The 24,959-nt window shown below is 71.0% G+C and carries 22 protein-coding genes; 13 read left to right on the top strand and 9 right to left on the bottom strand.

The features are described 5' to 3' along the window. The first annotated feature begins 30 nt into the window (after positions 1-30). Both glpX and SD460_RS13155 read left to right on the top strand, forming a co-directional pair. Positions 31-1,080, top strand: coding sequence for a class II fructose-bisphosphatase (gene glpX, locus SD460_RS13160; protein ID WP_290056878.1), 1,050 nt, complete (start codon positions 31-33; stop codon positions 1,078-1,080). Between the two features lie 8 nt (positions 1,081-1,088). Then, positions 1,089-1,838 carry a S1 family peptidase gene (locus SD460_RS13155; protein WP_290056879.1) on the top strand — a complete coding sequence of 250 codons (750 nt, stop codon included), beginning with the start codon at positions 1,089-1,091 and terminating at the stop codon, positions 1,836-1,838. 1 nt (position 1,839) lies between these two features. Here SD460_RS13155 and SD460_RS13150 read toward each other — a convergent pair whose 3' ends face one another. Then, a complete protein-coding gene (locus SD460_RS13150) occupies positions 1,840-2,829 on the bottom strand; it encodes an NAD(P)/FAD-dependent oxidoreductase (protein ID WP_290056881.1) in 990 nt (329 codons plus the stop codon). Between the two features lie 77 nt (positions 2,830-2,906). Here SD460_RS13150 and SD460_RS13145 point away from each other — a divergent pair, with 77 nt between their 5' ends. Continuing rightward, positions 2,907-3,530, top strand: a complete 624-nt coding sequence (locus SD460_RS13145; protein ID WP_290056882.1) for a hypothetical protein — start codon at positions 2,907-2,909, stop codon at positions 3,528-3,530. Positions 3,531-3,557: 27 nt separating this feature from the next. After that, complete coding sequence (locus SD460_RS13140; protein ID WP_290056884.1) at positions 3,558-4,955, top strand: class II fumarate hydratase; 1,398 nt, start codon at positions 3,558-3,560, stop codon at positions 4,953-4,955. A gap of 57 nt (positions 4,956-5,012) precedes the next feature. On the opposite strand, the gene SD460_RS13135 is transcribed toward SD460_RS13140, so the two are convergent. Further along, the gene (locus tag SD460_RS13135; RefSeq protein ID WP_290056885.1) at positions 5,013-6,038 is read right to left on the bottom strand and encodes an aldo/keto reductase; all 1,026 of its coding nucleotides are present in this window, start codon (positions 6,036-6,038) and stop codon (positions 5,013-5,015) included. A 99-nt stretch (positions 6,039-6,137) separates the two neighbouring features. Here SD460_RS13135 and SD460_RS13130 point away from each other — a divergent pair, with 99 nt between their 5' ends. The 4 genes from SD460_RS13130 to SD460_RS13115 all read left to right on the top strand — a co-directional run bounded on the left by SD460_RS13130 (position 6,138) and on the right by SD460_RS13115 (position 10,857). Next, positions 6,138-7,001, top strand: coding sequence for a helix-turn-helix domain-containing protein (locus SD460_RS13130; protein WP_290056886.1), 864 nt, complete (start codon positions 6,138-6,140; stop codon positions 6,999-7,001). A gap of 70 nt (positions 7,002-7,071) precedes the next feature. Next, complete coding sequence (locus SD460_RS13125) at positions 7,072-8,604, top strand: ATP-dependent DNA ligase (protein WP_318306197.1); 1,533 nt, start codon at positions 7,072-7,074, stop codon at positions 8,602-8,604. A gap of 138 nt (positions 8,605-8,742) precedes the next feature. After that, positions 8,743-10,035, top strand: coding sequence for a S53 family peptidase (locus tag SD460_RS13120; protein ID WP_290056888.1), 1,293 nt, complete (start codon positions 8,743-8,745; stop codon positions 10,033-10,035). A 201-nt stretch (positions 10,036-10,236) separates the two neighbouring features. Continuing rightward, positions 10,237-10,857 carry a Pr6Pr family membrane protein gene (locus SD460_RS13115; RefSeq protein WP_290056890.1) on the top strand — a complete coding sequence of 207 codons (621 nt, stop codon included), beginning with the start codon at positions 10,237-10,239 and terminating at the stop codon, positions 10,855-10,857. Here the strand turns inward: SD460_RS13115 and SD460_RS13110 are convergent. Then, positions 10,829-12,049, bottom strand: a complete 1,221-nt coding sequence (locus SD460_RS13110; RefSeq protein ID WP_290056891.1) for an NADH:flavin oxidoreductase/NADH oxidase family protein — start codon at positions 12,047-12,049, stop codon at positions 10,829-10,831. The two genes, SD460_RS13115 and SD460_RS13110, sit on opposite strands and share 29 nt — an antisense overlap. Positions 12,050-12,146: 97 nt before the next feature. Here SD460_RS13110 and SD460_RS13105 point away from each other — a divergent pair, with 97 nt between their 5' ends. Then, positions 12,147-12,770, top strand: a complete 624-nt coding sequence (locus tag SD460_RS13105) for an MBL fold metallo-hydrolase (RefSeq protein WP_290056892.1) — start codon at positions 12,147-12,149, stop codon at positions 12,768-12,770. Here the strand turns inward: SD460_RS13105 and SD460_RS13100 are convergent. Further along, a complete protein-coding gene (locus SD460_RS13100; protein ID WP_290056893.1) occupies positions 12,767-13,234 on the bottom strand; it encodes a DUF309 domain-containing protein in 468 nt (155 codons plus the stop codon). The genes SD460_RS13105 and SD460_RS13100 overlap by 4 nt on opposite strands. A gap of 43 nt (positions 13,235-13,277) precedes the next feature. On the opposite strand from SD460_RS13100, the gene guaB1 reads away from it, so the two are divergent. Continuing rightward, a complete protein-coding gene (gene guaB1 / locus SD460_RS13095; RefSeq protein ID WP_290056894.1) occupies positions 13,278-14,717 on the top strand; it encodes a GMP reductase in 1,440 nt (479 codons plus the stop codon). A 62-nt stretch (positions 14,718-14,779) separates the two neighbouring features. Here the strand turns inward: guaB1 and phoH2 are convergent, their stop codons facing one another. Then, positions 14,780-16,072: an RNA 5'-3' helicase PhoH2 gene (gene phoH2 / locus SD460_RS13090; protein WP_318306196.1), complete on the bottom strand. Its 1,293-nt coding sequence runs from the start codon at positions 16,070-16,072 to the stop codon at positions 14,780-14,782. 723 nt (positions 16,073-16,795) lie between these two features. On the opposite strand from phoH2, the gene SD460_RS13085 reads away from it, so the two are divergent. After that, a complete protein-coding gene (locus SD460_RS13085) occupies positions 16,796-17,044 on the top strand; it encodes a hypothetical protein (protein ID WP_290056896.1) in 249 nt (82 codons plus the stop codon). Positions 17,045-17,096: 52 nt separating this feature from the next. On the opposite strand, the gene SD460_RS13080 is transcribed toward SD460_RS13085, so the two are convergent. Then, positions 17,097-17,873, bottom strand: coding sequence for an isoprenyl transferase (locus SD460_RS13080; RefSeq protein ID WP_318306195.1), 777 nt, complete (start codon positions 17,871-17,873; stop codon positions 17,097-17,099). Positions 17,874-17,985: 112 nt separating this feature from the next. Between SD460_RS13080 and trhA the strand changes: the two genes are divergently transcribed. Further along, positions 17,986-18,627 (top strand): PAQR family membrane homeostasis protein TrhA, encoded by a 642-nt coding sequence (trhA, locus tag SD460_RS13075; protein WP_290056908.1) that lies wholly within the window; start codon positions 17,986-17,988, stop codon positions 18,625-18,627. Here the strand turns inward: trhA and SD460_RS13070 are convergent. Both SD460_RS13070 and SD460_RS13065 read right to left on the bottom strand, forming a co-directional pair. Beyond that, positions 18,512-21,268 (bottom strand): nSTAND1 domain-containing NTPase, encoded by a 2,757-nt coding sequence (locus SD460_RS13070; RefSeq protein ID WP_290056897.1) that lies wholly within the window; start codon positions 21,266-21,268, stop codon positions 18,512-18,514. The two genes, trhA and SD460_RS13070, sit on opposite strands and share 116 nt — an antisense overlap. Positions 21,269-21,317: 49 nt before the next feature. Further along, a complete protein-coding gene (locus SD460_RS13065; RefSeq protein ID WP_290056898.1) occupies positions 21,318-21,791 on the bottom strand; it encodes a carboxymuconolactone decarboxylase family protein in 474 nt (157 codons plus the stop codon). A gap of 299 nt (positions 21,792-22,090) precedes the next feature. Here SD460_RS13065 and SD460_RS13060 point away from each other — a divergent pair, with 299 nt between their 5' ends. Further along, positions 22,091-22,903, top strand: a complete 813-nt coding sequence (locus tag SD460_RS13060; protein WP_290056900.1) for a PRC and DUF2382 domain-containing protein — start codon at positions 22,091-22,093, stop codon at positions 22,901-22,903. 55 nt (positions 22,904-22,958) lie between these two features. Here the strand turns inward: SD460_RS13060 and SD460_RS13055 are convergent, their stop codons facing one another. Next, positions 22,959-24,848 carry an acyl-CoA dehydrogenase family protein gene (locus SD460_RS13055; protein ID WP_290056901.1) on the bottom strand — a complete coding sequence of 630 codons (1,890 nt, stop codon included), beginning with the start codon at positions 24,846-24,848 and terminating at the stop codon, positions 22,959-22,961. Between the last annotated feature and the right edge of the window lie 111 nt (positions 24,849-24,959).

Here is a 24,959-nt window from a genome sequence, read left to right as displayed (position 1 = left end):
ACCCGCCAGTTCCACGATCCGGGAGGCCTGATGTCCACCGAGCCGCGTCGTCGTGAAGCACCCGACCGCAACCTCGCGATGGAGCTGGTCCGGGTGACCGAAGCCGCCGCCATGGCCGCCGGTCGCTGGGTCGGCCGCGGCGACAAGATCGGCGGGGACGGCGCGGCCGTCGACGCGATGCGCCAGCTGGTGTCGACCGTGTCGATGCGCGGTGTCGTCGTGATCGGCGAGGGCGAGAAGGACGAAGCCCCGATGCTGTTCAACGGCGAAGAGGTCGGCAACGGCGACGGGCCGGACTGCGACGTCGCGGTGGACCCGGTCGACGGCACCACGCTGATGGCGAAGGGCATGCCGAACGCGCTCGCGGTCCTCGCGGTCGCCGAGCGCGGCGCGATGTTCGACCCGTCCGCGGTGTTCTACATGGAGAAGCTGGCCGTCGGGCCGGAAGCGGCGGGCAAGGTCGAGCTCGGCGCGCCGATCGCGGAGAACATTCGCCGCGTCGCCAAGGCGAAGAACAGCAGCGTCGGCGACGTCACCGTGTGCGTGCTCGACCGGCCACGGCACGAGCAGCTCATCAAGGAGATCCGCGACGCGGGCGCGCGGATCCGCTTCATCTCCGACGGCGACGTCGCGGGCGCGATCGCCGCGGCCCGCCCGACCACCGGCGTCGACATGCTGGTCGGCATCGGCGGCACCCCCGAGGGCATCATCGCGGCCTGCGCGATGAAGTGCCTCGGCGGCGAGCTGCAGGGCCGGCTGTGGCCGAAGGACGACGCCGAGCGCGAGAAGGCCATCGCAGCCGGGCACGACCTCGACCGCGTGCTGCTGAACGACGACCTCGTGACCGGCGACAACGTCTTCTTCTGCGCCACCGGCGTCACCGACGGCGACCTGCTGCGCGGCGTCCACTACCGCGAGGGCGGCGCGACGACGCAGTCCATCGTGATGCGGTCCAAGTCCGGGACCGTCAGAATGATCGACGGCTACCACCGCCTCACCAAGCTGCGGGCGTACTCCTCGGTCAACTTCGACGGCCAGCTGGACACGCCCGACGACGACGTCGTGCCCCCGCTGCCGTAAGGAGATCCGTGCCCAGGCGACTGCTGGTCCTGCTGGTTCTGGTGTTCGCCCTGGTCCCCGCCACCGCGTCGGCCGAACCCGCGATCGTCGGGGGCGGCGACGCCGATCAGCCGTACCCGTTCGCGGTGTCGCTGCACTCCGCCACCGGAAAGCTGTTCTGCGCCGGCGCGCTGATCGCCCCCACCTGGGTGGTCACCGCCGCGCACTGCGCGTTCGACAAGTCCCCGGCCGCGGTGTCGGTGCGGGCGGGGACGAACGACTCCGGCGAAGGCGGCGAAGTCGCGAAGGTCGCAAGCATCGTCGTCAACCCGGCGTTCGACACCCAGCACCCGGCGGGCGACATCGCGCTGCTGCGGCTGGCGGCGCCGGTGAAGGCGGCGCCGGTCGGGCTGGCGACGGCGGCGGCACCGGGCACGGCGACCCGCATCCTCGGCTGGGGCCAGACGTGCCCGAAGCTCAACTGCGGCCAGATCCCGAAGACGCTGCAGCAGCTCGACACGCACATCGTCGAAGGCGCGAAGTGCACATCGGTGTTCGACGGCACGGCGGAGCTGTGCACGGACAACCCCGGCGGCAAGTCCGGGGCGTGCTTCGGCGACTCGGGCGGCCCCGAAATCGTCCGCGACGGCGACCACTGGTCGCTTGTCGGCGTCACCAGCCGCCCGGGCAACGACAACCCGGAATGCGCCACCGCGCCGTCGATCTACACGTCCGTCGTCGCGTACGCGCCGTGGATCGCGGAGAAGACGAAGGCCTGATCTACTCGGCGTTGCTCGAATGCCCGGGGAACAGGTGGGCGTCCGGATCGAGCGCGACGGCGATGTTGTTGACGGCGGTCGCCGCCTCGCCGAACCCGGTCGCGATCAGCTTGACCTTCCCCGGGTACGCGGCGACGTCCCCGGCGGCGTAGACGCGTTCGCGCGCGGTCGCCATGGTCGAGTCGACGGCGATCGCGCGGTGGTCGATCTCCAGCCCCCAGCTCTCGATCGGCCCGAGGTCGGCGGTGAACCCGAGCGCCGCGACGACGGCGTTGGCCGGCAGCCGCTCGTCTTCGGCGCCCTTGACCGAGACGTCGACGGCTTCGAGCGCGCCGCTCGCGTTTTCGACGAACCGCGTGACCTCGGCGTCGGTGATGATCCGGGTGCCGAGCTCGCGCGCCTGCCGGACGATCGACTCGGCGGCGCGGAACTTCGCGCGGCGGTGCACGAGGGTCACGCTCGCGGCGACCGGGTGCAGCGCGAGGATCCAGTCGAACGCCGAATCGCCGCCGCCGACGACCACGACGTGCTGGCCGGCGTGCGCGGCCAGTGAGGGGACGAAGTGGACCATGCCGCGCCCGAGCCAGCCGTCGCCGGCGGGGAGCGGGCGCGGGGTGAACTCGCCGATGCCCGCGGTGATGAGGACCGCGCCGGCTTGGAGGGTCTCGCCGCCGTCGAGGGTCAGTTCGACCTTGTCCCCGACGGTTTCCAGCTTCTCGGCCTTGCGCCCGAGGAGGTACTTCGGCTTGAACGGCGCGGCCTGCTTCACCAGGCCGTCGACCAGATCGCGCCCGCGGACCTCGGCGAACCCGCCGACGTCGTAGATCATCTTCTCGGGGTACATCGCGGTGACCTGGCCGCCGGGCTCGGGCAGCGAGTCGACCACCGCCATCGAGAGGCCGCGGAACCCGGCGTAGTAGGCGGCGAACAGGCCGGTCGGGCCCGCGCCGATGATCACGAGGTCGTAGGAGTCCCCAGGGACTTCGGTCATGCTCGCTCCAGCCAGTGGTGGATGGCGGTGATCGAGAACACATCCGATCCTAGCCGGATCGGAGTTCACTCGACGACGTGCGACACCGCCGACCCGACGACCGGCGCCCGCCGTGGGGTGTGCGGCGAACGCTGCTGAGCGCGTCGGCCGCCGCCGTCGTGCTCCTCGGCTGGTTCGTGCTGGCGGTTCGGCTCGCACTCCCGTCGGCGCAAGCGGAAGGTCTCGTGTTCTTCGTGGCCGCGTCCTTCGTGCTCCTCCTGCTGTTCGGCCGCTGGCTGGCCCGGACGGGCGCGTTGCTCGTGCTGCTCGGCTTGCTGCCGGCGTACTCCGCGTTCTACGGCGGCTGGGCGGCCACCGGCGACGAGATCCTGCTCGCCCGGGGCAGGCAGGTCGACGCCGTGGTGGCGGCGGAGACCGCGCACCGCCTGAAAGCCGGGATCGACTACACCTACGACCTGCGGAACCCGGACGGCAGCACCGGTTCGCTCGACCCGGGCGCCGGCACCCGGCTGGCGGTCGGCAGCCGGGTGCCGGTCGTCGAAGACCCCGGCGGGCTCGTCGCCACCCAGCTCGCGGGAAAGCAGGACCCGGCGGTGGCCCTGGTGTTCGCCTGGCTGGGTGTGGGCGGCCTCGCCGGCTCGGTGGCCGTGACGGCGGTGGCAGGCGAGCGGCGCAGGGTGCGCAACGCCACCACGCGGTGACTCGCGAACAGGTCCAGAATCGGTGTCATGGCTGATCAGGAATACCGGATCGAACACGACACCATGGGCGAGGTCCGCGTGCCTGCCGACGCGCTCTACCGCGCGCAGACGCAGCGGGCCGTCGAGAACTTCCCCATCTCCGGCCGGGGCCTGGAGCGCGCGCAGATCCGCGCGCTCGGCCTGCTCAAGGCCGCCGCCGCGCGGGTGAACCACAAGCTGGGCGTGCTCGACGCCGACGTCGCGGACGCCATCGCCGAAGCCGCCGACGAGGTCGCCGAGGGCGCGCACGACGCGCACTTCCCGATCGACGTCTTCCAGACCGGGTCCGGAACGTCGTCGAACATGAACGCCAACGAGGTCATCGCGACGCTCGCCAGCCGGGCCCTGGGCCGGGACGTGCACCCGAACGACCACGTCAACGCGTCGCAGTCGTCCAACGACACCTTCCCGACGACCATCCACGTCGCGGCGACCGAAGCCGTGCTCAAGGACGTCATCCCGGCGCTCGAGTACCTCGCCGGTGCCATCGAGGTGCGCGCCGCGGAGTGGGCCGACGTCGTGAAGTCCGGGCGCACGCACCTGATGGACGCCGTGCCCATCACGCTCGGCCAGGAGGCCGGCGCGTGGGCGTCGCAGGTCCGCTTCGGCGTCGAACGGCTGAAGTCGGGCCTGCCGCGCCTCGGCGAGCTGCCGATCGGCGGCACCGCCGTCGGATCGGGCCTCAACGCACCGGACGGCTTCGGTTCCAGTGTCGCCGCGGAACTCGCCACCGTCACCGGCCTGCCGCTGACCGAGGCCCGCGACCACTTCGAGGCGCAGGCCACGCAGGACAGCGTCGTCGAGACGTCCGGGCACCTGCGCACGGTCGCCGTGTCGCTCAACAAGATCGCGAACGACCTGCGCTGGCTGGGTTCCGGCCCGCGCACCGGCCTCGCCGAGCTGGCGCTGCCGGACCTGCAGCCCGGCTCGTCGATCATGCCGGGCAAGGTGAACCCGGTGATCCCGGAGGCGACGCTGCAGGTCGTCGCGCAGGTGATCGGCAACGACGCGGCCGTCGCTTTCGCCGGCGCCGCGGGCAACTTCCAGCTGAACGTCAACCTGCCGGTGATCGCCCGCAACGTCCTCGAGTCGGCGCGCCTGCTCGCGGCCGTCTCGCGGTTGCTGGCGGACAAGGTCTTCGCGGGCATCACCGTGAACACCGAGCGCACGCGTACTTACGCCGAGGGCTCGCCGTCGATCGTGACGCCGCTCAACAAGTACATCGGCTACGAAGAAGCCGCCGCGGTGGCGAAGCAGGCGTTGAAGGAGCTGAAGACGATCCGCGAGGTCGTCATCGAGCGCGGGTACGTCAAGGACGGCAAGCTCACCGAAGCCCAGCTCGACGAAGCCCTCGACGTCCTCCGCATGGCCCGCGGCGGCAAGTGAAATCCGCGTGAGACGCCGCATCTTTCGTAGAGAAAGTGGCGCCTCGGGCGTGGCTCGCTACCGCCGGCGCAGGCGCGCGTCCGCCAGCGCCGGCGGGGTGTAGTCCTTCTCGGCCGGGTTCAGGTCCGTGCCCGGCGGGACGATCTCGTCGATCCGGTCCAGCACGTCGTCGTCCAGCACGAGGTCCGCACCGGCCAGCAGGTCGTCGAGCTGCGCCGGTGTCCGCGGGCCGATGATCGCCGACGTCACGCCCGGGTGCGCCCGGACGAACGCCGTCGCCAGGTGCGTGAGCGGACGGCCCAGGTCGTCCGCGATCTTCTTCAACCGCGCGATCGCCTCGAACTTGACGGCGTTCTCCGGCAGCGCCGGGTCGAACTTGTGGAGCTGCAACGTCCGGCGACCTTCGGCAAGGTCCACATCGGACGGTTTCAGGTACTTGCCCGACAGCCAGCCGCTGGCCAGCGGGCTCCACGTCAGCACGCCCATGCCGTACTTCTGCGCGGTCGGCAGCACGGCCGTCTCGATCGCCCGGTTGAAGATCGAGTACGGCGGCTGCTCGGCGCGGAACCGAGCCAGGCCACGCTTTTCCGCCACCCACTGGGCTTCCACGATCTGCTCGGCCGGGAAGTCCGACGACCCGATCGCACGGACCTTGCCGGCGCGCACGAAGTCCGTCAGCACCGAAAGCGTTTCCTCGATGTCGGTCGCCGGGTCCGGCCGGTGGACCTGGTAGAGGTCGACGTGGTCGGTGTCGAGCCGGCGCAGGCTGTCGTCCAGCGCGCGGGTCAGCCACCGCCGTGAGAGCCCGCCCTGGTTGGGGTCGGAACCCATCGGGAAGAAGCCCTTGGTGGCCAGCACGACCTCGTCGCGGCGGCCTTTCAGCGCCTTTCCGACGATCTGCTCGTTCTCGCCGTCGGAGTACATGTCCGCGGTGTCCCAGAAGTTCACGCCGGCGTCGAGCGCCGTGCGCAGCATCCGGACGCCCTCTTCGTGATCGGGGTTGCCCCACTTGCCCAGCATCATCGCGCCGAACGCGTACTCGCTGACCGAGATGCCCGTACCGCCCAGAATTCGTCGTTTCATGCCACCACTCTGGAAGCGGCGGGCGGGCCGGACCAGGTCACGCTCAACCTGGGTCTGGCAGTACCAGGCGGGGCGCCGCGAGCCGGGGATACTGGAGGCATGAGTGACGCAGCCGAGCTGGGCGCCTTCCTGAAGGCACGCCGCGCCGCACTGGACCCCGCGGACCTGGGCCTGCCGCGGGGGATCACGCAGCGGCGGGTCAAGGGCCTGCGCCGGGAGGAGCTGGCGCAGCTGTCCGGCATCAGCGTCGACTACTACACGCGGCTGGAGCAAGGCCGCGCGAAGAACGTCTCGGACGCGGTCCTCGACGCGCTGGCCCGCGCGCTGCGGCTGAACTCCGGCGAGGAGTCCTACCTGCGCAACCTCGCCGCGCCCAAGCGCCGGGACGACCGGGCGCCGCAGCTGGTCCGGCCCGAGCTGCAGCAGCTGCTCGACGCCATCCAGGCGCCGGCGTTCGTCTTCGGGCGGTACATGGACGTGCTGGCCTGGAACGCGCTCGGCGGCGCAGTCGCGTTCGCCTTCGCCGACCTGCCCGAACGCAACATGCCGAAGCTCATCTTCACCGACGAGCGCGCGAAGCAGCTGCACCCGGAGTACGACGCCGTCTGCCGCGAGCTGGTCGCGAACCTGCGCGCGGAAAGCGGACGGCACCCCGGTGACGCGCGGTTCGCCCAGCTGATCGGGGAGCTTTCCCTGGCCAGCGAGCAGTTCCGGAAGCTGTGGGCCGAGCACGCCGTGCAGGAGAAGGCGCAGGGGTGGAAGGTGCTGATGAACCCCGTCGTCGGCGAGCTGCGGCTGCGCTACGAGACGCTGCGGCTGCCCCAGGACCCCGACCAGGGCATGGTCGTCTACCACGCCGAACCGGGCTCGGAGACCGAGCGCGCGCTCGGCCTGCTGGCCAGCTGGATCGCGGCCGACGAACGGCAGGCGAACACCCGGTCGTCGCAACCCCACACCGGCTGAGACTGCCCTCTGACCAGGCCGGACGTCCGGCCGTTCTGAAATTGTCGGTGGTGCGGGTCATGATGTCCGGGTGTTGCTGAGCGAGTTGGTCCGGGCGTCCGCCGAGCTGGCGGCGACGAGGTCCAGGAAGGCGAAGATCGCCCTCCTGGCCGCGGTGCTGCGCGCCGCGGAGCTCGTCGAGCTGCCCGTCGTGATCGCGTACCTGACCGGGCAGACGGCGCAGGACAGGCTGGGTGCGGGCTGGCGCACCCTGGCCGGGCTCGGCGCTTCGCCCGCGCCGGAGCCCGTCGTGTCGGTGCTCGAAGTGGACACCGCGCTGACCGAGGCCGCCGGGGTCGCGGCGGGCTCGGGCTCCGCGGGGCGTCGGCAGGAGATCCTGCGCGCGCTGTTCGCCAGGCTCACCGAGGAGGAGCAGCAGTTCCTGTTCCGGCTGGTCACCGGCGAGTTGCGGCAGGGCGCGCTGGAGGGCGTGATGGTCGACGCCGTCGCGGCCGCGGCCGAGGTACCGGCCGCGGACGTGCGGCGGGCGTTCATGCTGTCCGGGAAGCTGGGCGTCACCGGGGTCGCGGCGATGACCGGTGGGCAGGCCGCGCTGGCGGAGTTCCGGCTCGCGCTCGGCACCCCGGTCAAGCCGATGCTGGCGTCTCCGGCGGAGTCGCTCGACGAGGCCGTCGCCGAGCACGCCGAGGCGATCGTCGAGTACAAGATGGACGGTGCGCGGATCCAGGTGCACCGCCAGGGTGACGAGGTGCACGTCTGGACGCGGACGCTGCGCGAGATCACCGGCAGCGTGCAGGAGCTGGTCGAGCTCGTGCGGGCGCTGCCGTGCGAATCGGTGGTGCTGGACGGCGAAACGCTCGCCCTGACCGATGCCGGGCGCCCCCGGCCGTTCCAGGACACGATGAGCCGGTTCGGCAGCACACGTGACGAGCAGGTGAAGGCGCTGCTGCTGCGGCCGTACTTCTTCGACTGCCTGCACCTCGACGGCGTCGACCTGCTGGACGCGCCGCTGTCCGAGCGCAACGCGGCCTTGCGTAAGGTCGCCGGGGCGCACGTGATCCCCGGCGAGGTGGGCGTTTCCCGGGCCGCCGAAGTGCTGGAAGCGGCGATGGAAGCCGGGCACGAAGGGGTGATGGTCAAGGACCTGGCGTCGCCGTACGCGGCCGGGCGGCGCGGGCGGGCGTGGCTGAAGGTCAAGCCGGTGCACACGATCGACCTGGTGGTGCTCGCGGCGGAGTGGGGGCACGGCAGGCGCACCGGCCGGCTGTCCAACCTCCACCTGGGCGCCCGCGACCCGGACGGCGGCCCGCCGATCATGGTGGGCAAGACGTTCAAGGGCATGACCGACGAGCTGCTCGCGTGGCAGACGACGAGGTTCCAGGAGATCGAGACCCGCCGCGACGACTGGACGGTGTACGTGCGGCCCGAGGTGGTGGTGGAGATCGAACTGGACAGCGCCCAGGTTTCGACGCGCTACCCGGGCGGGCTGGCGCTGCGGTTCGCCCGGGTGGTCCGCTACCGCCCGGACAAGGACCCGGCCGACGCGGACACGATCGACACCGTCCGCGGCCTGCTGCACGGCGACCGGTCGGAAGGGGGCTGACTACGAAGGTCTTGATCACGACATCTCGCGTGTCGGCGGTGCTTTCCTCGTAAAAGGAAAGACGAAAGTCGATGTTGCCTTCTCCCGGTTCTGGCCAGAGTGGCTGACAGAGTTTCGTTCAGCCACCGGGAGAAAAGCATGAGATTGCGCGCTGTGTCCGGCTTGCTCGCGAGCACGACCCTGCTCGTGACCGCGTTCGCGGTACCGGCTTCGGCCACTCCGGTGCCGAACGCACCGAGTGCCGGGCACCAGCCGTCGAAGCACCACTTCTCGGCAGCCGCGCGGTCTTTCGTCGGCGCGGACACCGTGCAGAAGCGCGTGGCGAAGCTGGAAGCGGCGATGGCGTCGCTGCCGAAGGAAAGCACCGCGTACAACGCGACGAAGCTGTGGAACGCCGGCATCACCGGCGCGGGCAGCACCGTGGCGACGCTGGTGTCCTTCGGCGACGACAAGGTGAAGGAGGTCCTGGACACCTACTCGAAGAACCACGGCCTGCCGCCGGCGAACGTCGAGGTGCTCCAGCCGTCCGGCCCGGTGCCGGCGTGCACCGATCCCGGTGTCGACACCGCCACCTGCCAGGGCTGGGGCGGCGAGACCGACCTCGACGTCACGATGATGCACGCCATGGCGCCGAACGCGAAGATCGTCGTGGCGGCGACGCCGGTCGCCGAGACGCAGGGCTTCACCGGCCTGCCCGAGATGATGCACGCGGTCGACTACCTGACCGAGCACAAGCTCGTCGACGTGATCTCGATGAGCTTCGGCACGACGGAGGAGAACTTCCCGTCGTTCGACTCGATCAAGACGCTCGACCCGGCGCTGGACCGCGCGAGCAAGGCGGGCATCACGATGGTCGCGTCCTCCGGCGACGACGGCCCGACCGGCGGTTACCTGTACGGGCCGGGCAACTACCCGTACCGCGTCGCGAGCTGGCCGGCGTCCGACCCGCGCGTCACCACGCTCGGCGGCACGCAGCTGCACCTCGACGCGAACGGCACGCGCACCAAGGCGGACGACCTGGTGAACGTCGCCGACGACGGGTTCGCCGAGGGCGCCGGGCTGTCGAAGGCGTACGCGCGGCCGTCCTGGCAGGACGGCGTCAAGAAGATCACCGGCAGCAAGATGCGGTCGTTCCCGGACATCAGCATGGAAGGCGTGCACGGCACGTCGCAGTCCGCGCCGCTCTTCGCCGGCGTGCTCGCGCTCGCGGTGCAGGCCAAGCACGGCAAGCTCGGCCAGATCAACCCGGCGCTGTACACGAAGCTGGGCCCGGCGGGCCCGTCGGCCGGCATCGTCGACGTCACCGAAGGCGACAACAGCCAGGACGGCGTCGCGGGTTTCACCGCGGCCAAGGGCTTCGACATCGCCAGCGGCTGGGGCACGGTCGACGCGTCGGTCTTCGTTCCGGCACTGGTGAAAGCGCTCCGCTGACCACGCTGCCTGACGACCGCGCGCCCCGGTGCACGACACCGGGGCGCGCGCGGCGTCCGTAGCAGCGATCCGACTTGATCGCGTACGTCTCGTGTGCTCCTTGCCCTGGGCGATCGCGCCGCTCCACAGGCCCCGGGTGACCGGCGCGCCTCGATCGAGTGGTACCCGTCGAGTAGTCCACTGTGGAGCTAAGCTCCGGAAATGCGCAGCGAGAAGCTCACCCGCGCCTGGTTCGCGGTCATCGCCGTGGTCGCGCTGACCGGGCTCGTCAGCCAGGTGGTGTCCACCGCCACCAGCGCGGACGGCCAGGTGGCGAACCTGCTCTGCTTCTTCACCATCGACTCGAACCTGCTGGTCGCGGTCACCTCGGCGCTGGTCGCGCTGGGCCGGGCCCGCGGGCGCCTGTTCACCGTGCTCCTGCTCGACGCGCTGGTCGGCATCATCGTGACCGGCATCGTCTACCAGGTCGCCCTCGCCGGCCTGTACGAGCTGCACGGCTTGGCGTTCTTCGCCGACACCGTGCTGCACAAGGTGACGCCGATCCTGTTCGTGCTCGGCTGGCTCCTCGCGGCCCCGCGCGGCGTCCTGACCTGGCGCACGGTCTGGTGGTCGCTGCTCTACCCGCTGGCCTGGCTCGCGTTCACCCTGCCGCGCGGCGCGGTCACCGGCTTCTACCCGTACCCGTTCGTCGACGCCGGCGCGCTCGGCTACGGCCAGGTGACGCTCAACTGCGTCTTCATCGGCCTGTTCTTCACCGTGCTCGCCGCGGGCGCGCTGTTCTACGACCGACGGCTCAGCCTCGCACCCGGCGAAACGCGTTGAGACCGTCGGTCAGCCCCGCCTGGATCAGCGTCGGCACCGCGCCGCGCCGGTCGACCGGCTTGCCCGCCGCGATCCGGTGCAGCTGCCGGGTGTGCCACTGGATCTCGAGGAGGCTGTCGGCCAGCCGGACGCCCGTCTTCGGGCACCGCCGCTCCGCGCGGGCGTCCTCGCCGCCGAGCAGCCGTGCGGGCAGCTCCGGGTCGACGATCAGCGGCCGGCCGAGTCCGATGACGTCCAGCGCGCCCGAGCGCAGCGCGTCGGCCATCCCGCCGGGGGTCGCGAACCCGCCGGTGACCATCAGGGCGACGTCGGAGACCGAACGCGCCTTCGCCGCGTAGTCCAGGAAGTACGCTTCGCGCGCCTGCGTGCTGGCCCGGTCCGAGCCCATCATCGCGGTCTTCTCGTACGTGCCGCCCGACACTTCGAGCAGGTCCAGCCCGGTTTCCCCGAGCTCGCGCACGACCTCGAGCGACTCCTCCTCGGTGAAGCCGCCGCGCTGGAAGTCCGCGCTGTTCAGCTTCACCGACACCGGGACGTCGTCGCCCACCGCCGACCGCACGCGCCGCACGACCTCCAGGAGGAAGCGGCGCCGCCGGACGGCGTCGCCGCCCCACTCGTCGGTGCGCTGGTTCGTCAGCGGCGAAAGGAACTGGGACACGAGGTAGCCGTGGGCGCCGTGGACCTGCACGCCCGCGAAACCCGCTTCGACGAACGTGCGCGCCGCGACGGCGAAGCGTTCGATGATCGCTTCGATTTCTTCACCGGTCAACGCGCGCGGAGCGGCGAAGGCGGTGCGGATGCCGCGGTTGCCGAAGGGCACGGCGGACGGCGCCACCGGCTCGCGCGACAGGTAGCGCGGGCTCTGCCGGCCCGGGTGGTTCAGCTGCACCCACAGTCGCGTGTCCGTGCCTTCGACCGACCGAGCCCACGGCCGGTAGACGCCGGGATCGGGCACGGCGGCGACGTTGCGCGGCTCGCCGAGGGCGGCCGGGTCCACCATGACGTTCCCAGTGATCAGCGCGCCGGCGCCACCTCGGGCCCAGGTCCGGTACAGCTCGGCCAGCTCGCGGGTGGGGGCGTTGCGGCGGTCGCCGAGCTGCTCGCTCAGCGCCGACTTGACCAGGCGGTTCGGCAGCACCGCGCCGCAGCGCAGTTTCAGCGGCTCCGCCAGGAGTTCCCGGGTCGCGGTCATCGCGTCGCTCCTCCAACTTACCCGCAGTAAGGTGACGCGACAGTAGCATACCGTCGGTATGTCATCTACCCGCCGAATGACCGTTAGGGTCGGGCGCATGACGGCGATCGTGCAGAACTTGGTGACGTCCGGTGTCTTCCGGCTCGACGGAGGCAGCTGGGACGTCGACAACAACGTGTGGCTGGTGGGCGACGACGCGGAAGTGATCGTGATCGACGCGGCCCACGACGCGAAGGCGATCGAAAACGTCGTCGGCGAGCGGAAACTGGTCGCGATCGTCTGCACCCACGCGCACAACGACCACGTCAACGCCGCACCGGAGCTCGCCGACGCGACCGGCGCGCCGATCCTGCTCCACCCCGACGACCGCGTCGTCTGGGACCTCACGCACCCCGGCCGCGCCCCGGACGGCGAACTGGCCGACGGCCAGGCCATCACGATCGCGGGCACCGCGCTGCGCGTCATCCACACGCCCGGCCACGCCCCCGGCGCGGTCTGCCTGTACGCGGAGGAGCTGGGCGTCGTATTCACCGGCGACACGCTGTTCAACGGCGGCCCCGGCGCCACCGGGCGGTCCTATTCGGACTACCCGACCATCGTGAAGTCCATCCGGGAGAAGCTGTTCACGCTCCCGGAGTCGACCAAGGTCCACACGGGCCACGGCGAGGGCACGACGATCGGCACGGAGAAAACCGCTTCGGGCGGCTGGGACCAGCCCTAACCCGTCAGCCGGGGCGGTTCCGGCGTCACCCGCACCCGCCGCTTCGCCTCCTCGACCAGGCTGCGCGCCCACTCCTGCAGGCCGGCGACGTCGATCCCGTGCGGCGGTTCGCTCCGGAACGGCTCGATGTTCGCCGCCCCGCGCTCCAGCAGCGAGACCGCGCCGACGTTGTTGCCGCGGGCCGCGTGGGTCAGGCCCACCGCGAGCTGGGCCAGGCCGCGCCAGAGTTCGCGGTCGGGGCCGTCGGTCGTCTTCCAAGCGTCTTCGAAGACCTCGTGCGCGTGGAACGGCTTGCCGTCGTCGAGCAGGCGCTGGGCTTCCGCAAGCGTTTGCGCCGGGGTGCGCACCACGCCCTCCGGCTGGCGCTCGACGCCGTCGGAGCCGTAGGGCAGGGGACGGCCGAGGCCGTCACGCGGCCGTGCGTTGCGTGCGCGTCCTTCGGGGTCCCGGTCGCGGCGGCTCATGCCGCCGATCCTGCCACGGCCCCAGCAGGTAGCCTGGGGACTCGTGCGTTTCCTCGACGGCCACCGGCCCGCCCACGACCTGACCTACGACGACGTGTTCCTGCTGCCGAACCGTTCGGACGTGGAGTCCCGCTTCGACGTCGACCTCTCCACCGCGGACGGCACCGGTGCGACCATCCCGATCGTCGTCGCCAACATGACCGCGGTCGCCGGCCGCCGGATGGCCGAGACCGTCGCCCGCCGCGGGGGCCTGGTGGTGCTGCCCCAGGACGTGGACACCCACGCCGTCGCCGAGATCGTCGGCTGGGTCAAGAGCCGCCACACCGTGTGGGACACCCCGCTGGTGCTGACCGGCGGCGACGCGGTCGCCGACGCGCTCAACCTGGTCCACAAGCGCGCACACGGCGCTGTCGTCATCGTGGACGGCGAAGGCCGCCCGGTCGGCATCGTCGACGAAGCGGCCTGCGCGGGTGTCGACCGCTTCGCGCGGCTCGCCGACGTCGCGCAGCCCGCGCACGTCGCGGTCCCGCTCGACACGCCGGCCCGCGAGGTCTTCGAGCTCCTGCACGGCGCGGGCGCACAGCTGGCCCTCGGTCTCGACGCCGACGGCCGCCTCGCGGGTGTGCTGACCGCCGTCGGGGCGCTGCGCGCGGGCATCTACACCCCGGCCGTCGACGGCGCGGGCCGGCTGCGCGTCGCCGCCGCGGTCGGCGTCAACGGCGATGTCGCGGCGAAGGCCGAAGCCGTGCTCGGCGCGGGCGTCGACGTGCTGGTCGTGGACACCGCGCACGGGCACCAGGAAAAGATGATCGCCGCGCTGAAGGCCGTCCGGTCGGTGTCGCCGAAGGTCCCGGTCGTCGCCGGGAACGTGGTCACCGCCGAGGGCACGCGCGACCTGATCCAGGCCGGCGCCGACGTCGTCAAGGTCGGTGTCGGGCCGGGCGCGATGTGCACGACCCGGATGATGACCGGCGTGGGCCGCCCGCAGTTCTCCGCGGTCGCCGACTGCGCGGCCGCCGCCCGCGAGCTGGGCAAGCACGTCTGGGCCGACGGCGGGATCCGCCACCCGCGCGACGTCGCGCTGGCGCTGGCCGCGGGCGCGTCGGCGGCGATGGTCGGCTCGTGGTTCGCCGGCACCTACGAATCCCCCGGCGACCTGCGGTTCGACGAGCAGGGCCGGCCGTACAAGGAGTCGTTCGGCATGGCGTCGAAGCGCGCGGTGGGCGCGCGGACGCGCACGGACAACTCGTTCGACCGCGCGCGCAAGGCGCTGTTCGAGGAGGGCATCTCGTCGTCGCGGATGTCGCTCGACCCGCAGCGCCCGGGCGTCGAGGACCTGCTGGACTCGATCGGCTCCGGCGTCCGCTCGTCCTGCACCTACGCGGGTGCGCGCACGCTGGAGGAGTTCCACGAGCGCGCACTGCTGGGCGTCCAGTCGGCGGCCGGCTTCGCCGAAGGCCGCCCCCTCCCCTCCGGCTGGTAACCGCGGTCGTGAGTGTTTAGGAGGGTTCTAACCCTCCTAAACACTCACGACCGGTGGGGAGATCAGCTGTGGTCCTCCAGCATCTCGGTGACGAGGGCGGCGATCGGTGAGCGTTCGGAGCGCGTCAGCGTGACGTGCGCGAACAGCGGGTGGCCCTTCAGCTTCTCGATCACCGCCGAGACGCCGTCGTGCCGTCCGACCCGCAGGTTGTCGCGCTGGGCGACGTCGTGCGTGAGCACCACCCGCGACGCCGTGCCGAGCCGCGAGAGCACCGTCAGGAGCACGTTGCGCTCCAGCGACTGCGCCTCGTCGACGATCACGAACGCGTCGTGCAGCGAGCGGCCGCGGATGTGGGTCAGCGGGAGCACCTCGAGCATGCCGCGGTCGAAGACCTCGTCGAGGACCTCCTGGCTGACCAGCGCGCCGAGGGTGTCGAACACCGCCTGCGCCCACGGCTGCATCTTCTCGCTCTCGGACCCGGGCAGGTAGCCGAGGTCCTGGCCGCCGACCGCGTAGACCGGCCGGAACACCACGACCTTGCGGTGCTGACGGCGTTCCATCACCGCTTCCAGGCCGGCGCACAGTGCGAGCGCCGACTTGCCGGTGCCGGCGCGGCCGCCGAGGGAGACGATGCCGACGTCGGAGTCGAGCAGCAGGTCGAGCGCGACGCGCTGCTCGGCGCTGCGGCCGTGCAGGCCGAACGCCTCGCGGTCGCCGCGCACCAGCCGGATGCGCTTGTCCGCCGTGATCCGCCCCAGCGCGCTGGACGTGCCCGCGAGCAGCCGCAGCCCGGTGTGGCAGGGCAGCTCGGCGAGCTCGTCCATGCCGTACTCGACCGGGTCGACGGTGCTGCCGCCGAACAGCGTGTCGAGCACGTCCTGTTCGACGTCGACGTCCGCCATGCCGGTCCAGCCCGACGGCGTCACTTCCTGCGCGCGGTACTCGTCCGCCTCGAGACCGACGGCCCCGGCCTTGACCCGCAGCGGGATGTCCTTCGTCACCAGCGTGACCGCCGGGAACTCCGCCGCCAGGTTGAGCGCGCAGGCGAGGATGCGGTGGTCGTTGGAGTCGGTCCGGAACCCGGACGGGAGCACCGACGGGTCCGAGTGGTTCAGCTCCACCTGCAACGTGCCGCCGTGGTCCCCGATGGGGAGCGGCGCGTCGAGCCGGCCGTACTGGCGGCGCAGGTCATCGAGCATGCGCAGGGATTCCCTGGCGAACCAGCCCAGCTCCGGGTGGTGGCGCTTGGCCTCCAGTTCACTGATGACGACCAGCGGAAGCACGACGGCATGCTCGGCGAAGCGGGTGACCGCCCACGGGTCCGACAGGAGGACCGACGTGTCGAGCACGTACATGTGCTGCTGGGATTCGGGCGAGGTCGAGGCTTTCTCCGGGCCAGGAACGGCACCGGTCGAAGAACGGCCAGAGGCCTTACGGGGCAAACGCTGCGCAGTCACGACGGCATCTCCCTCGAGGGCGTGTGCACCTCACGCCCGCACTCGCTGGGCCGGGCACCTCCCTGGCTGGACCACTCCCCTGACCGGTGGGTCAGGTGGCGCGGCCACGAGGGCCGGGTGCCGGCCCCCTCGTGCGTCTCGTGGGCGGCTGCGCCGCCCCCTCGATCACCGTCACGACCAGGGCCTCCCGCGAGGACTCGCACGGAACGCGTGTCCTCCCTTCGGAAGGTACCCACGAATCCGGGATCGCGCAGGAAGCCAACACGGTGATTCGCCAGATCGTCACCTCACTGTCGGTCCGCCGACATCGACGCCCAGTGACGACTACCGTCAGTCATCGACCTCTCGAACGATGCACACTCGTCGGAATGATCACGGCGGAATTGCTGACCCGACGTATTCACAAGATCGATTGAAGTGCTTCTACCACGTTCGGGTGCACGGCGCATTTTGCGCCACCCAGAGAGAACCGGTCCGAGTGAAAGCGCCTGCTACAGGCTCACACAATGGGCGTACAGGCCGTACGAGATGCCTGTTAAGCGAGTAATTTTCTTGCTGCGGGACACACCACCGGACCCCCGGTGCCCCGGATCCCAACAGTTCTACCTAGGAGTGTGCGAAGTGCTGAAGAAGGCTGGTTTCGTCGCCGCCACGGCTGCGGGTCTCATGATGATCGGCAGCACCGCGTTCGCCGCGACGGGCGACACGACGGGCACGCCGGACCCGACGTTCGGCGACGCCTACGCCACGTTCATCGAGGGCGGCGGCGCCCTGGGCTACGGTGCGGCCTCCCTGGTCGCCGGTGCCTACACGGGCATCGCCACCACCCCGGCGCTGGTCCTGCACTCGCTGGAGCACCACCACCACTGAGTCAGGCTTCCGAAGGGCCCCCGGAGCACGCTCCGGGGGCCCTTCGGCTTGTTCAGGACCCGAAGCGCCGGTGCCGCCAGGCGTAGTCGCGCATGGCACGCAAGAAGTCGACGCGGCGGAATGCCGGCCAATAAGCTTCGGTGAACCAGAATTCCGAATGCGCGGATTGCCAGAGCAGGAATCCGGAAAGCCGCTGTTCACCCGACGTCCGGATGATGAGGTCCGGATCCGGCTGGCCCGAGGTGTAGAGGTGCTCGGAGATGTGGTCGACGTCGAGGATTTTCGCCAGCTCGTGAATCGACGTGCCTTCGTCGGCGTGCTGGAGCAGCAGCTTGCGCACGGCGTCCGCGATTTCCTGGCGCCCGCCGTAACCGACCGCGACGTTGACCTCGACCCCGCTCCGCCCTTCGGTGCGCGCGGCGGCTTCGCTGAGTCGCTTGGCGACTTCGCTGGGTAGCAGATCGAGCGCCCCGACGATCCGCAGCCGCCACGGCGTCCCTGGCGCGGCGAGCTCGTCGGTGACGTCGGTGATGATCTTCAGGAGCGGCGTGAGCTCGTCCGGATCGCGGTTGAGGTTGTCGGTCGAGAGCAGCCACATGGTGACGACCTCGACGTCGGCCTCCTCGCACCAGCTCAGGAAGTCCGCGATCTTCTTCGCGCCGGCCCGGTGGCCGTCCGCGACGTCCGTGAAGCCCGCTTCACGAGCCCAACGGCGGTTCCCGTCGAGCATGATGGCGATGTGCCGGGGATGCCGCCCGGCGGCCTGCTGGATGAGGCGTCGGCCGTAGACGCTGTACACGACGTCGGACAAGAAGGAGCGAACACTCACGTCGAAGCAGCCTACGCACTCGGTGTGAGGCGCGTGACTGAGCACTGCTGGAGAACTTACGGTCCCGTAACCTGGAAGGGTGAGCCTGACGACGGAACCGCGCGAGCCAGTGGTGGACCTCCGACCGCGCCTGCGCGGCCACATCCACTTCTGGACGTTCTTCGGCGCCCTCGCCGCGGCGGCGGCGCTGGTCAGCCTGGCGGCGTCCACGGTGTCCCCGATAGCGGCACTGGCGACGTCGGTCTACGGCCTGACGGTGCTCGGCCTGTTCGGCGTGAGCGCGCTGTACCACCGTCGTTTGTGGAGCCCCCGCGCGTACAAGTGGATGAAGCGCGCGGACCACTCGATGATCTTCCTGTTCATCGCGGGCACGTACACCCCGTTCACCCTGCTGGCGATGCCCAAGCCCACGGGCTACGTGATCCTGTCGATCGTCTGGGGCGGCGCGGTGCTGGGTGTCGCGCTGAAGATGCTGTGGCCGCACGCACCGCGCTGGCTCGGGGTGCCGATCTACATCGCACTGGGCTGGGTCGCGGTGTTCGTCTTCCCGGAGCTGCTGTCCCACGCCGGAGTGGCGGCTTTGGTCCTGCTGTGCGTGGGCGGTTTGTTCTACACGCTGGGGGCGGCGTTCTACGGGTTCAAGTGGCCGAACCACTGGCCGGAGACGTTCGGGTACCACGAGTACTTCCACGCCTGCACGGTGCTGGCGGCGGTTTCGCACTACATCGCGATCTGGCTGGCCATGTACGCCTAGCCGTCATCGGCGCACGTGGGACGACACCTCCTCGAAGTTCAACTCCCAAGGCCGCGCCGTCGCGTCCAACCCCGCGCTCAACAACCGGCGGCCCGGCAGGAACGTCATCGCCTTGATCGGGGCCGTGTGCCCCGCCAACGACGCCTCCAACCGCGGGTTTCGCGGGTCGCTCACGTCGATCACCCGGATCGTCGCGCTGCGGTCCGTCACCGCCAGCGTGCGGGCCTCCGCGTCGAACACCGCCTGCTGGAAGCCGCTCGGGGGCAACGGGAGTGGCGGCAGCTCGCGGGGTTCGAGGAGGTTCGTCGTGTCCCACAAGCGAAGCTGCTCGTCGCCGTAGGTGTCCAAAGTGACCGTCAAGCCGTGGGCCGAACCGAAGACCACGGTACCGATTCCCGTCCACTTCGTGAGGTGGCGGGCGCCCGTCGTGTCGTACTCCCACACGTGGATCGAGGCCGTCGGGCCCTCTTGCTGGCCGATGAACACCGTTCGGCCCGAGGCGCTGAAGCTGACGAATTCCGTCGGGGGCAGGGCCGCGAACTCGCGGGGGGGCCACGCCGTGGTCGATGGACAGGAGGCGGGTGGGCTGGCCGGGGGCGCGGGTGGCCAGGACGGTTCCGGTCGGGTCGATGCGGGCCGTTTCGGCGGCTGGGAAGGTCGCCGCCAGTGCTGGGGCGGTCGGGTCGTCCAGGTCGTACAGCTCGACGGTCCGCTGCGGCCGCGACACCGTGAGCCAGCGGCCGTCTTCGCTGAGAGTCAGTGTGCCGAGGGCGCCCGGGATCGTGGCCAGCTTGCGGTAGTGGGGCAGGTCCCACAGCTGCACGGCCTTGGCTCCGCCGAACGCGATCAGGCGGCCGTCGGTGCTGAGCGTGACGTCGCCGACCGTGCCGACGGCGCCGGCGAAATCGGTGCGGTCGGAGCCCGCCGCGGCGCTCAGCACCAGGTCGCGGGCATCGTCGGTCGGGGCGATCCGGTACGCGGCCAGTGCCAGCCGCGCGGCCTCGGTGGAATCCGTGATGAGGAAGCCCCGCCCTTGCGAGACCATCCGTTGCGACGTCGCCAGTGCGGCCTGCTCCGCCGCCTGCTGCCGGGCGGACACGCCGTACGCGGTGGCGGCCGCGGCCAGCACGACCAGCGCGACGAGGACCGTCGTCACCAGACGACGTCGGCTCGCGCGCCGCCGGTCGAGCGTCCGTTCCTGGTCGCGGAGCTCGGTCGCGGCGTCCAGGAACTCGCGCTCGACGGCGTTCAGCGTGGCGTCGTTCTCCGCGCGCCACGCCAGGGCGTCGTCGAGGCGCGCGCCGCGGTAGAGGATCCCCGGGTCGCGGTCGAAGGCCACCCAGTCGACGGCGGCGCGCGTCAGCCGGCGGTGGAGCTGCAGGCCTTCGCTGTCCTCGGCGAGCCAGTCGCGCAACCGGGGCCAGTGCCGGAGCAGCGCTTCGTGCGCGAGCTCGACGCTGTCCCGGTCGAGGCTCACCAAGCGCGCCGCCGCCAGCTGGTCCAGTACTTCGGTGGCGTCGTCGCCCAGCTCGTCGCGGGCGACCCGTCGTTTCACCGCGGGGGCACCGATTTCCGCCGTGGCCAGCCGGCGGCACAGGTGCCGCACCGTCTCCTGTTGCGCGCCGGTAAGGCTTTCGTACGTCTCTTCCGCCGTGCGGGCCAGCGCGTGCTCGATGCCGCCGGTACGCTCGTAGCCTTCGAGCGTGAGCCGCATGCCGCTGCGGCGGCGCCAGGTTTCCAGCAACGCGTGCGACAGCAACGGCAACGCGGCGGGCTGGCCCGCGGTTTCCGCGACCAGCCGGGTGACGAGCGCCGTGTCGACCACGCAGCCGACGGCGGCGGCCGGGCGGACGATCGCTTCCCGGAGTTCGTCGGCGTGCATCGGGCCGAGGAGGACCTGCGCGTCGGTCACCGCCTCGGCCAGCTTCTCGTGGAACGCGCAGTGCTCGTAGAAGTCGGCTCTGACCCCGAGCACGACGCGGGTGCGGCCGGTGGCCGAGCGCACCAGCGCCGAGAGGAAAGCGTCCCGCTCGGCGGGATCGGCGCACAGGGTGAAGCACTCTTCGAACTGGTCGACCACGACGACCAGATCGGCCGGCGGGTGCCCGGCCACGTGTTCTTCGTACGTCTTCAGGGGATGCGCGCCCGGCGTGAACACCACGTGCTCGCCGGTCAGCCGCGGGATGAGACCCGCCCGCAGGAGTGACGACTTGCCGGCTCCCGAGGGACCGAACACCGCCACCAGCGGCCGGCGTGACAGGCGGTCGAGTAGGTCCTCGACCAGCCGGTCACGGCCGAAGAAGCGGTCGGCATCCGCGGTCTGGAACGCGGCCAGCCCGGCATACGGCGAGCCGGCGTCCGGTTCGGTTCCGTCCGGCAGTTCCGCGGCCAGCTCGCGCCAGCGGCGGGCCCAGACCTCGACGTCGCCGCCGCACGCGCGGACGTAGGCGAGGGTGACCGGCAACGTCGGGAGTTTCCGGCCACCCGCGGCGTCGGACAGCGTGCTGGACGAGTAGTGCGCCCGCCGCCCCAGCTCCCGATAGGACGGTGTGCCCACCTGTGCGCGCAACGCCCGCAGATCGGCCGCGAAGCGGGACAACTCGTCCTCGGTCCGCTCAAGCGGTCGTTCCCGTCTCGGCACGACGACACCACCTCCCCGTGGCTCGTCATTGTCGCGCAGCCGGAGAGGCTCAGCCGAACATGCCCGGCTGGTACTCGCCCGCGGGGTTCTGCACGATGACGTTCAGCCGGTTCCACGCGTTGATCATCGCCACCAGGGAGATCAGCGCGCCGATCTGCTCGTCGTCGAAGTGCTTGCGGACCTCCGACCACGTCGCGTCGCTGACGCCGGTGTGCGCGTCCGCCAGGCGGGTCCCCTCCTCGGTCAGCGCCAGCGCCGCCCGCTCGGCCTCGGTGAACACCACCGCTTCCCGCCAGGCCGCCACCATCGCCAGGCGGACCGCCGTCTCGCCGTTCGCCGCCGCGTCCTTCGTGTGCATGTCGAGGCACATCCCGCAGCCGTTGATCTGGCTCGCCCGGATCTTCACGAGCTCCTGGGTCGCGGTCGGCAGCGAGGACTCCGCGATCGGGTGGGACGCCGCGATCAGGCGCTTGACGAACTTGGTGGTGATCTCGTTCTCGAACATGTTGAGCCGCGCTTCCATCGTTCTTCCCTTTCGTCTTCCGGTTTCACCGCCATGACGAGCGCGGCGGCGGGGTTGTGACAGCACCGGAAAGTGTCGGCGGTCACATCCACACCTTCGCGCCATTCCGCACCGGCTCGATCACGCCGGGGACAGCCCTCCCGACCTGCGGCGCACCCACGGACCTGGCCAGCCGGCGCGCCTTCAAACGATCACCTTCGGGGGTCACCCACGGGGACACCACGCCGGTTGCCGGGCCCGGCGGCGCGGCCGACGGTGGCTTCACCAAGGACGCAACGCGCGAAAGGAGCCGCACCGCGATGGCCAAGACCATGGAACCCCGGGAGCTCATCGACAGTGCCGTGGTCGACCCGAACGGCAACAAGCTCGGGAAGGTCGGCACGGTCTACCTCGCCGACGCGACGCACCAGCCGGAATGGATCACCGTCAAGACCGGGCTGTTCGGCACCAAGGAAAGCTTCGTGCCGCTCTCCGGGGCGCACACCGACCGGGACGGCGTCCACGTCCGGGTCGACAAGGACAGCGTTTCCGACGCGCCGCGCATCGACGCCGACGGGCACCTCTCCCCTGAGGAAAGCGCCCAGCTGTACCGCCACTACGGCCTGCCCGTGCCCCGCACGTCACCCGACGGCCGGATGCCCGCGGGCGACGGCCGTACGGGCGACGGCCGCACCGGCGGTGGTCGTACTGGCGACAGCGGTCGTACCGGCGAGCGGCAGCAGGCCAAGGGCAAGTCCGGGATGGACGCCAAGGGCAGCATGACCCGCTCCGAGGAACGGCTGGACGTCGGGACCGAGCAGGTCGAAACCGGGCACGTCCGGCTGCGGAAGTACGTCGTCACCGAGGAGCAGCAGGTCACCGTCCCGGTGCGGCACGAAGAGGTGCGCATCGAACGCGAGCCGATCACCGGGACCGGCGGCGAGGCCGAGATCGGCGAAGCCGAGCAGGACGTCGTCCTGCACGCCGAGAAACCCGTGGTGCGCAAGGAAACGGTGCCGGTCGAGCGGGCGCGGCTGCGGACCGAGTCGGTCACCGAGGACCAGACCGTCTCCGGCAAGGTCCGCAAGGAGCAGTTCGAAGTCACCGACGACGAAGGCAAGCACCGCCGGTAAAGCCGCCGCGAGGGGTGGCCGGGCCCCGACCCCGGCCACCCCTCGCGGTCTCGACTCAGGACTTCAGCATCGGCGCCGCCAGGAACTGGTCCGGGATGGCGAACGCGTCCACCAGCGTCCGCGCGTGCGGGCGCAGCTGGGCGCACAGGCCGTTCACCGCCGCGGTGACGGCCTTTCCACGTGACGCCGTCAGGCGGCCGTGGCCCAGGAACCAGGCCAGGTCCTCTTCGATCGCCGACAGCGCGTACAGGTCGCAGACGCGCTCCAGCAGCGTGCGGGCATCCGGGTCTTCGCAGCGCTCGATCGCCGCCACGAACGCCGACAGGACCAGCCGCTCGACGTGGACGCGGCCGGCGCGCAGCACGTGGTCCTGCGCCGAGTTGAACACGCCGAACGGGTCCGAAGCCGCCTTGCGCAGGCGTTTCGCCACGCCCTCCACGACGTGCTCCTCGCGGTCCTCGAACAGCCGGAGCTGCCACTCGCGGCGGAAGAACACATCCGCGTCGGAGCCCTCGGTGAGCGACTCGAGCGCCTTGCGCACGGAAGTCCGTTCCAGGATCGCGCTCACCACCTGGTCGGTGAAGAACCGCGCGGTCGCCAGCGGCGAAAGGTCCTGGAAGTCCTCCTTGTAGCTGGTCAGGAGCCCCTTCGCGACCAGCTGCAGCAGCACCGTGTTGTCGCCCTCGAACGTCGTGAAGACGTCGGTGTCGGCCTTCAGCCCGGGCAGCAGGTTCTCCGCCAGGTAGCCCGAGCCGCCGCAAGCCTCGCGCGCCGCCTGGATCGTGGCCGTCGCGTGCCAGGTGTTGAGGGCCTTCATGCCCGCCGCGCGCGACTCCAGTTCGCGCTGCTCCTCCTCGGGCGCCGACGAGTCGATGTCGTGGAGCTTCGACACCAGCTCCTCCTGCGCGAAGTGCAGCGCGTACGTCTTCGCCAGCGCCGGCAGCAGTTTCCGCTGGTGGGCGAGGTAGTCGAGGATGACGACCTCGTCGCCGTCCGGGGTGGTGAACTGGCGGCGGTGCTCGCCGTAGCGGATCGCCAGTGCCAGTGCGCGTTTCGTCGCGCTGCCCGCGCTGCCGCCGACGCTCACCCGGCCGCGGATCAGCGTGCCCAGCATGGTGAAGAACCGGCGGCCGTCGCTCTCGATCGGGCTCGAGTACGTCCCGTTCTCGTCGACGTCGCCGAAGCGGTTCAGCAGGGCCTCGCGCGGGACGCGGACGTTGTCGAAGCTCAACCGGCCGTTGTCGACGCCGTTGAGGCCGGCCTTCGGGCCGCAGTCCTCGATGGACACCCCGGGCAGCGGTTTCCCGTCCTCGCCCCGGATCGGCACCGTGAACGCGTGCACGCCGCGCGATTCCCCGCCGGTGACCAGCTGCGCGAACACCACCGCCATCCGGCCGTCGCGGGCCGCGTTGCCGATGTACTCCTTCTGCGCCATGTGGTCCGGCGTGTGCACGACGAACCCACCGTCCCCATAGGTCGCCGTGGTCCGCAGGTGCTGGACGTCGGAGCCGTGCCCGTGCTCGGTCATCGCGAAGCAGCCGAGCAGGTCCAGGTTCATGATCGAGCGCAGGTACCGCTCGTGGTGCCGCTCGGTGCCGAGCAGCTGGACGGCGCCGCCGAAGAGTCCCCATTGGACACCGGCCTTGACCATGAGGGACAGGTCGCCGTAGCCGAGCATCTCGAACGACGTCACCGAGCCGCCGACGTCGCCACCGCCGCCGTAGGCCGGGTCGAAGCCCAGGCCGGGGCGGTCGGTCTCGGCGAGCGCGCGCAGCTGGTCGAGCACCTGGGCGCGGTGGGCTTCGGTGTCGAGGGCGACCGGGTCCCGGAACTCCGTGCCGGCCATCTGCGCCCGCACCGCGCGGCGCAGCTCGGCCCAGCGACCGTCGAGGACGGCGGTCACCGAGTCCGGATCCACCTTCGATGGCACTTCTGGGACGTCCACGGCTACCTCCGGAAAGGACTGACGGCAGGCTTCCTACTCGTTGGTAGTCAGCCTGCCGCAGCCCTGTCGGCCCCGCAGGTTCAGAACGGCCGCAGACCCCTAAACGTGGAC

Source organism: Amycolatopsis solani (assembly GCF_033441515.1).
Taxonomy (GTDB): domain Bacteria; phylum Actinomycetota; class Actinomycetes; order Mycobacteriales; family Pseudonocardiaceae; genus Amycolatopsis; species Amycolatopsis solani.
The sequence above is the reverse complement of the archived record's forward strand: the minus strand, read 5'-3'. Positions and strand labels throughout refer to the sequence as shown.

Coding starts and splice junctions, on each gene's coding strand:
- glpX (WP_290056878.1), top strand. CDS start 31: ATGTCCACCGAGCCGCGTCGTCGTGAAGCACCCGACCGCAACCTCGCG.
- SD460_RS13150 (WP_290056881.1), bottom strand. CDS start 2,829: ATGACCGAAGTCCCTGGGGACTCCTACGACCTCGTGATCATCGGCGCG.
- SD460_RS13140 (WP_290056884.1), top strand. CDS start 3,558: ATGGCTGATCAGGAATACCGGATCGAACACGACACCATGGGCGAGGTC.
- SD460_RS13135 (WP_290056885.1), bottom strand. CDS start 6,038: ATGAAACGACGAATTCTGGGCGGTACGGGCATCTCGGTCAGCGAGTAC.
- SD460_RS13130 (WP_290056886.1), top strand. CDS start 6,138: ATGAGTGACGCAGCCGAGCTGGGCGCCTTCCTGAAGGCACGCCGCGCC.
- SD460_RS13120 (WP_290056888.1), top strand. CDS start 8,743: ATGAGATTGCGCGCTGTGTCCGGCTTGCTCGCGAGCACGACCCTGCTC.
- SD460_RS13115 (WP_290056890.1), top strand. CDS start 10,237: ATGCGCAGCGAGAAGCTCACCCGCGCCTGGTTCGCGGTCATCGCCGTG.
- SD460_RS13110 (WP_290056891.1), bottom strand. CDS start 12,049: ATGACCGCGACCCGGGAACTCCTGGCGGAGCCGCTGAAACTGCGCTGC.
- SD460_RS13105 (WP_290056892.1), top strand. CDS start 12,147: ATGACGGCGATCGTGCAGAACTTGGTGACGTCCGGTGTCTTCCGGCTC.
- SD460_RS13100 (WP_290056893.1), bottom strand. CDS start 13,234: ATGAGCCGCCGCGACCGGGACCCCGAAGGACGCGCACGCAACGCACGG.
- phoH2 (WP_318306196.1), bottom strand. CDS start 16,072: ATGTACGTGCTCGACACGTCGGTCCTCCTGTCGGACCCGTGGGCGGTC.
- SD460_RS13065 (WP_290056898.1), bottom strand. CDS start 21,791: ATGGAAGCGCGGCTCAACATGTTCGAGAACGAGATCACCACCAAGTTC.
- SD460_RS13060 (WP_290056900.1), top strand. CDS start 22,091: ATGGCCAAGACCATGGAACCCCGGGAGCTCATCGACAGTGCCGTGGTC.